General features: G+C 73.8%; 1 protein-coding gene. It reads left to right on the top strand.

Features of this window, described 5'->3' with window-relative positions:
* Positions 1-144: 144 nt before the first annotated feature.
* A partial coding sequence (locus LPA54_RS39770) for an alpha/beta fold hydrolase (protein ID WP_228985277.1) occupies positions 145-427 on the top strand: 283 nt, incomplete at its 3' end.

Raw genomic sequence — 427 nt, 5'->3', positions numbered from 1 at the left:
CGGCCGTCGCCTCCCCGCCCCGGCCGATTCCGCCGGCTCCCGCCGTCCCGACATGACGCACCCCTCACTGGGTAGACTGGTCTACCTAGTCTACGGGACGCCCCCGCCGACGTCCCGCCGCCCCCGGCCCCCGAGGAGGGCACGATGCCGTTCCTGACCGACCACCTCGTCGTCGACGGAGTACGCCTGGCCTACCGCGACAGCGGAAGCGGCGAGCCGGTCGTCTTCCTCCACGGCACGCCCTCCCACTCCTACGAGTGGCGCGACGTCGTCCCCCACATCGAGGCGGACGGCCACCGCGTCATCGCGTACGACCTGCTGGGCTACGGCCTCTCCGAACGCCCCGCGCACCGGGACACCTCGGTCGCCGGCCAGACCGACCTGCTCGGGCACCTCCTCGACGCCCTCGGCGTCGACCGGGTGAGCC

Origin of the sequence: Streptomyces sp. DH12, assembly GCF_020873895.1 — a bacterium.
Classification (GTDB): Bacteria; Actinomycetota; Actinomycetes; order Streptomycetales; family Streptomycetaceae; genus Streptomyces.
Note: the sequence above shows the minus strand (reverse complement) of the source record. Positions and strands in the feature narration are given on the sequence as shown.